1 protein-coding gene and 1 pseudogene are annotated in these 6,022 nt (G+C 71.4%); both read left to right on the forward strand.

Going from position 1 to position 6,022, the window contains the following annotated elements; all coding sequences use genetic code 11:
* Positions 1-181: pseudogene (locus D7V93_RS35945) on the forward strand (RluA family pseudouridine synthase); the annotation flags it as partial.
* Between the two features lie 139 nt (positions 182-320).
* The coding region (locus D7V93_RS35950) for a hypothetical protein (protein WP_120647656.1) at positions 321-6,022 on the forward strand (5,702 nt) is incomplete at its 3' end.

The following is a 6,022-nucleotide window of genomic DNA, read 5'->3' on the forward strand; positions in this document are numbered from 1 at the left end:
CGCGGGAGGGCTCCAGGCGCCGCGCTGCCTGTTGCATGCGCAGGGGCTGGAGCTGGCGCATCCGCGCACGGGCCAGCCGCTGCGGCTGGAGGCGGCGGTGCCGGAGGACCTGCGGGCGTTCTTCGTCGCGGCGGGCGTGCGGGTGCCCGAGGGTCCCATCGGGAGCGGGGACGCTCCCTGACGCCGAACCCGGGATAGTCCGCGTGAGGGAGGACGGTCCCCACCGCCCGGCGCATCGTGTGTAGACTGGGGACTTCATGGGTGGCGGGAGAAACGGCAAGGGTCCTGGAACGCCGGAGCCTTCCCTGCGCGGACCTGGGATGGCCCAGCGCGGAGAGGACGTGCGAGGCGCGCTGGCCCAGGTCTGCCAGGACGCCGCCCGCCTGCTTCGGGAGGGACAGGCGGCCCGGGCGTACTCCGGGCTGGTCGCCGCCAGCCGCTCGTTGCCGATGACGCCCAGGCTCGCGGCGGTGCTGGTGCGGCACGCGCTGCGGGCAGGCACGGAGCGAGCGGTCATCTCCCTGCTGGATGCGGCGATGGTGGCCGAGCGCGGCGTGGTACGCCGCGAGGTGCGCCGGCAGTTGTCGAGGGTGCTGCGCCGCAGTGGCCAGGAGGCGCGCGCCGCGGCCGTGCTCAACGGGTTGCTGATGGATGCGCCCGGCGACGCGCGGGCCCGCTTCGTGATGGACGTGCTGCGCGAGCGGGTGGCGAAGGGCGCGCCGTCGCGGCAGGAGCCGGAGGAGGACGAGTCCCGGACGAAGACGGTGGAGGTGTCCGCCCTGGCGTTGTCGGATCCGGAGCGCGGGAACACCGTGCTGGAGCTGCCGACGGTGCCCGTGGAGGTGGCGAAGGGAGCCTCGGGCAGGGCCGCGCGAGCGGACACGGTGCAGGTGCCGCTGGGTGAGTGGGCGGGGCTGGGGCGTGCGGCGCGAGGACCGGAGTTCCCCTGGGAGGATGAAGGACCGGGCAAGGCCCGCGCGGTGACTCCCGTGGAGAGGGCGGTGCCTTCGCCTGAAGCGCGGGGTACGAAGCCTGTCGATGCCGGTGGGGGTGGCGGACCGGTGGAGGCTGCGACGCTGCCGGTGCCCGCGGAGGAGGCGCCGGAGTCCGAGCGTGCCGAAGCGGCGGTGTCCTTCCATTCGACGGAGTTCCCGTTCGTGACGGGGGACGCTGGTCGTTCGACGCGCGGAGGCGGAGCGGACGATCCGGAGGGAGCCTCGCTGGGAGCCAGGGCGACTGGAGGCGAGCCGACGTCCCGACCGCTGGACGCAGCCGGGGCCGCGGTGAAGTCCTCCGTCGAGGCAGTGAGCGTGGAGGCTGATCCGCTGCGGCTCACCGATGCAGGAGAGGTTTCCGCGCCGGAGGCCCATCAGGCGCGAGGCGCCTCGGCGAGGGCGGAGTCGACGCCGGACTCCAGCGGGTCCTCCCGGTCCGCAGGGGCTTTCGCCCATGCGTCTGCTGAAGAGAAGTCGGCGGCGACGCTGGAGGTGTCACCGTCGGTCGTTGTGTCGAAGGCGGCTGAAGAGAAGCCCGCTGCCGCTTCGAGCGTGTCACCAGCGGGTGATGTGGCGCAGGTGGCTGATGAGGGGCTCGCCGCTTCGAATGGGTCGTCGGCGGATGTGACGTCAGCGTCCGAAGGGAGTCCTGTCGCTTCGAGCGTGGCGCCCCCCGTGGATGTGGCGCAGGCGTCCGAAGAGAAGCCGGGGGCGTCGTCGTCGGTCGACGTCACGCAGGCAATCGACGGACAGTTGGCGGTGGCGCTGGGTGTGCCATCCCAGCCCGGAACATCGCAGGAGAGGTCGGATCCTCCGGGTGCGTTCGAGGGCCGCGCCACGGCGCCGCCAAGCCCGCTGCACGAGGGTACCGCGGTATCGGATGCGTCGTCGAAGGACCTCGGCGCGAACCCGACCGTGGTGACAGGTTCGCCCGCACAGGGTGGATCCGTATCGGCTGAGTCTGTTCCTCCGAACGAATCCGAGACGAAGTCGACCCTGGCGCCAGAGCTGACCGCACTGCGCGATGCCGTGCTGGCGGAGGCTGCTTCCGCGAAGGAGTTCGACGCGAAGCTGTTCATGGAGTCGAGCCCGACCGCGCAGCGGGATGCTTTGCTCGCGGAGACCGGTCCATCGAAAGAGCGCGACCCGAGTTCGACCGTTGCGCTGAACCCGTCCGCACTGCGCGATGCCGTGTTGGCGGAGGCCGCCTCTGCGAAGGAGCTCGGTGCGAAGTCGACCGCTGTGCCGGAACTGTCCTCGTGGCTCGATGCTTCGCCGACGGAAGCCGCCTCCGCGAAGGGGCTCGGTGCGAAGTCGACCGCTGTGCCGGAACTGTCCTCGTGGCTCGATGCTTCGCCGATGGAAGCCGCCTCCGCGAAGGAGCTCGGTGCGAAGTCGACCGCTGCGCCGGAGCTGTCCTCGTGGCTCGATGCTTCGCCGACGGAAGCCGCCTCCGCGAAGGGGCTCGGTGCGAAGTCGACTGCTGCGCCGGAGCTGTCCTCGTCGTTCAATGTTTCGCCAACGGAAGCCGTCTCCGCGAAGGATCTCGGTGCGAAGTCGACTGCTGCGCCGGAACTGTCCTCGTGGCTCGATGCTTCGCCAACGGAAGCCGCCTCCGCGAAGGGGAGCGACGCGAAGTCGACTGGTGCGCCAGAACAGTCCTCATCGCTCGGTGTCTCGCCAACTCCAGCCACCTCGTTGAATGAAGGCGATGCGAAGTCGACCGCTGTGCCGGAACTGTCTTCGTCGCTCGATGCTTCACCGACGGAAACCGCTTCTTCGAGGGACGGCGAAGCGAAGTTGGCTGCTGCGCTAGAACTGTCCTCGTCAGGCGATGCTGCGCTGACGGCAGCTGCGTCCGTGAATGAGAGCGAAGCGAAGCCGACCGCTGCGCTGGAACAACCCTCATCGCTCGATGCCGCGCCGATGGCGGCCGTCTCCTCGAAGGAGCGCGAAGCGAAGCCGACCGCTGCGCCGGAACCGTCCTCATCGCTCGATGCCGCATCGACGGCAGCCACCTCCGCGAAGGACCCTGCCGCGAAGTCGACTGTTGTTCCGAATCCAGCCTCACTGCCTGGGGCTACTCCGTCGGGGGACCAGGCTTCGGCTCCTCGGGACTCCACGCTCACGTCGCACCGCGGTCAACCGCGTCTGCTCGACTCCGTGCTGGTGCCGGGCGCTCCGTCGAAGGCGTTCGATGAAGAGGAGCCGACGTCGGAAATCGTTCCGCCTCGCACTCCTGAGCCGAAGACAGCCAACAAGGACGCCGCGGTGGGACGCAAGGCTCCGCGTCCGCTCGACTCCGTGCTGGTGCCGGGAACTCCGTCGAAGGGCTTCGACGAAGACGAATCGACGTCGGAGATGATTCCGCCGCGTCCGCTCGACTCCGTGCTGGTGCCGGGTGCTCCGTCGAAGGGCTTCGACGAAGACGAATCGACGTCGGAGCTCATCCCTCCGGCGCGGAGCGATGCGGAGGCGGAGAAGGACGCTCCGGCCTCAACCCGGACACGTGACGAGAAGTCGCGCACGAAGCCGCCAGCTCCTTCGCTCCGGCGGACCGCCGTGCTGGTTCCCGCCGCTTCGAACCCTGCTTTCGACGAGGAGGAATCGACGTCGGAGGTCGTCCCTCCTCCGGCTGATGCGGGTCCTCCCCAGGCCGCGACCCCACCGAAGCGCGACTCCGGCCACTTCCCCGCCGTGAAGCCAACGGGGAGCGGCGCGAACCGGGACTCGGAGCTGGCCGCGTCTCCCACCGTGCTCACGCCGGAAGAGAGCGCGGAACTGGCCCGTTCGCAGCGTCAGGAATCCCTACTCATCGCGCGCCAGGCGTGGCGCGAGCTGGCCCAGCTGTACCTCAAGCGTGCCGACCGCGCGAAGGCCGCGCCCGAGCGGGCCGAAGCCCTCACGCGGCTCGCGGAGGTGATGGAGAACGAGCTCCAGGACTCCGCGGGTGCCGCGCGCATGTACCGGGAGATCGTCGAACTGACCGGCGAGCGCACTGCCCTGCGCGAACAGGTGCGGCTGCTGTCCCAGCGCGAGGACGCCTCGCTCGTGCGCCGTGCGCTCGACGAAGCCATCCAGCGGGCGAGGACCTCGCGGGCCCGGGCCATCGCCCTGCTGACGCGCGGTGAGCGGCTGTTGAACATGGGGGCTCCCGCCAAGGCGCGCGAGGACTTCGAGGCGGCGGAGGCACTCGTGCCGGGTCTGCTGCCCGTGCTCGCGGGGCTCGTGCGCTGTGTCTCCGACGAGGAGCGCCCTGCTCGCACCGAACGCCTGCGCGCCGCCTGTGCCGCCGCGCCCCGTCGCGCTCCGGATCGTCTGGACGCCCTGCGGGTGCTCGCGCAGACGGCGGAGGAGCCCCTCGGCGACCTGCGAATCGCGCAGTGGGCCTGGGCCGAAGTGCTCGTGGAGACCCCTGACAGCGAGCAGCCCCGTGAGCACCTGTTGGCGCTCGCGCGTCGGCTGGGGGATCTGCCCGCGCTCAGCCAGTTGCTGCATGCGCAGCTTGCCCGCGAGCCCCGGGGGCCCGCCGCGCGCAAGGCGCACCTGGAGCGCGTGGCCACGCTGGAGGCCATGGGGGATGCGGGCGCGGCATTGGCGGAGCTGCGCCAGGCGGTGCGCTTCGAGCCGGGGCACAAGGAAGCGTGGCTACTGCTCGCGGAACGCTGCATCGAGCGCGAGCAACTGGGCGAGGCCGCCTGGGCGATGGAGAACGCGGCCACCGCCACGGAGAGCGACGAGGAGCGCCAGCGCACGTGGGAGCGACTCGCGCTCTTCTGCCGCGAAGTGCTGCACAACACGGAGCGCGCCCGCATCTACGCGCGCCGCGCCGAGAGCCTGCGCAAGGCCCGGGAGGATCGCGCTCGCCCGCCCCCGTCCGAACCTCCGCGCGCCGCCCCTCCGCCGGCTCAGGGTGTGCCGCCGCCCTCGGTGCTCGTGGCGCCTCCGGTCACCACGGGACGCATTCCCGCGAGCCGCAAGGACCTGTCCGACGAGGTGACGGCCAACACCGACCTCCAGGCAATGGTCGCGGCCGAGGAGGACGCGCCCTCCGCCGCGTCCGCGAAGCGCTCGGGCCGGGCGAAGGGCGGTGCGGCTCCGAAGTCGGAAGCCAGAGTGGAGGCTGGCACAGCGCCGTCTCTGGCAACCGGCGACCGGTCCCGCGACGCGAAGGCTTCAGGTGCGACCCAGGACGCTCCTGATTCCACCGCCGCTTCGCGCAAGGGACGGAGCGAGGCGAAGTCCGCGGCTTCCGTGAAGGCACAGTCGGGAAGCCACGCTCCCGTCGCGGAGGTAGCGTCGGGCGCTCGTAAGGCCGCAGGTGTGAAGGCTCCATCCGGGAGTCATGCGCCAGTCGCGAATGCCGCGCCGGGGGCGGAGTCGCTCCACGGAGCAGGCGCCGTGAAGGCTCCGTCCGGAAGTCATGCCCCGGTCGTGAGCACGAACGCCTCGCGTCGTTCCCCGTCCGCAAAGGCGGCATCCGGAAGTGATGCCGCGGTCGCGAACACGTCTCAGGGAGCAGAGGTCGTTCGCGGAGCAGGTGCCGTGAAGGCTCCGTCAGGAAGCCATGCCCCGGTCGCGGGCACGTCGCCGAATACGGAGGCCTCGCGTCGCTCCGCGTCCGTGAAGGCTCCATCGGGAAGCCCCCCCTCGCTCACGGAGCCCGCGCCGGGACCGAGCACCACGGCCCGTGCTCCTGCCGCGAAGTCCGCACGCGGCACCGCGAAGGACCCCGGCCAGGCGTCGGACACAGGTGCGCCCGTCCAGGGTTCCGCATCGATGCGCGAGGCCGCGCCCAACGATGAGGCCCCGGCAGCCGGTCGCAAGCCGCGCGCCCCCGCCCCTCCACCTCGGGAGCGAACCACGGCGTTCGGTGCGCCCCTCGCGCAAGACTCCGAGCACGAAGCCCCGGTGCCCTCATCCGTGTTGGCCGCGCCTCCAACGCCCTCCGCCGTCTCCCGAAAGGTCGCGAACCCACCCGCTGCTTCCCGAGACCCGGGGCCCGCGACGTCCGCACCCCGTTCGTC

This window comes from Corallococcus llansteffanensis (assembly GCF_003612055.1).
In the GTDB taxonomy this organism is placed as follows: domain Bacteria; phylum Myxococcota; class Myxococcia; order Myxococcales; family Myxococcaceae; genus Corallococcus; species Corallococcus llansteffanensis.